The following is a 1,174-nucleotide window of genomic DNA, read 5'->3' as shown; positions in this document are numbered from 1 at the left end:
GACAGCAGGAGCTGACGTGATGCGCGCCAACAAGCGTGCGCTCGAAATCCTCAAAGAACAGTACGAGCAGCGGGAAGGCGAGCTGGCAGGTGGACAGGGCGCCCTTGATATCGCAGCCTCTGCACTGACCGAGTACAGCTCGCTTCTCGAAACCAACCGTGACGAGGTCGAAGTCGCCTGGACAGCGCTTTTCGCCGTAGGCGCGTCGACCGAAGAGCAGGCCCTCGCTGATGCCCAAACAGTGAAGAAGTCCTTTGAACATCAGGACTACAAGCTGGTCGCGCCGCTCGGTTTTCAAGAGGACCTGTGGTGGGCAATGATTCCCGGCGTTCCGACGTCGAAGATCGTGCGCGAATTCGGGCACATCACCACCTCGACACATTTCGCGGCCTACATGCCGTTCACTCGCAACGATCTGGGCGACAGTTCCGGACCCCTGCTGGCACTCAACATCACGGCAGCCCGGATCGGTGCGGTTTTCAACGACATACTCGGTAAGTCCCTCCGGGACCAGTCCTCTTCGTGGGCTGTCACCGGGGAGCTCGGATCCGGAAAGTCCGTCACCATGAAGGTGATCGCCGGTCACGTCGTCGACTGCGGCGGCCAGGTCATCGGCATCGATCAAAGTGACCTCGGCGAATACGCCAACTGGGCTCGGGCGGTCACTGATGCGGTCATCGTCGATCTGGTCGAACCCGATTACAGCACCGACCCACTGCGGATCTTCCCGCCCAACATCGCGGCGGAGATGACGCAATCGGTGATGCTGGCCTTGCTGCGAATCCAGCCGACATCAACACACGGCAAGGCGCTGGCCAAGGTGCTCGAACAGTCCTATCGCACCAGTCACCCCTACGCAGGGCTGGGCGAGCTCACCGAGCACCTCCTCTCCGACGACTGCCTGATCGCCGGCGCCCACGACCTCGGCGAAGAGATGAACGTCTACGCCCGATTGAGCTATGCCGCAGCGCTCTTCGCGAAGGATCTGCCGGCGTTGCCGATCACCGCACCCGCGATCATCTTCCGAACCCACCGCGTCGAGCTCCCCACCCAGCTGCAGACAGAGAAGCAGCACCTGTACGACAATCTGCCGCTCGAGAAACGATTCGGTCACGCCGTCTACACACTCATCGCGAAGATCGCCCGCGGGCAGTGCTTCGCCGACTCCGATCAG

General features: G+C 61.8%; 1 protein-coding gene. It reads left to right on the top strand.

Features of this window, described 5'->3' with window-relative positions:
• Positions 1-19: 19 nt before the first annotated feature.
• A partial coding sequence (locus AC0B9F_RS38290; RefSeq protein WP_472010446.1) for an ATP-binding protein occupies positions 20-1,174 on the top strand: 1,155 nt, incomplete at its 3' end.

The sequence above is a fragment of the Streptomyces sp. NPDC097129 genome (assembly GCF_055668065.1).
This window is presented reverse-complemented; position numbering and strand designations above follow the sequence as displayed.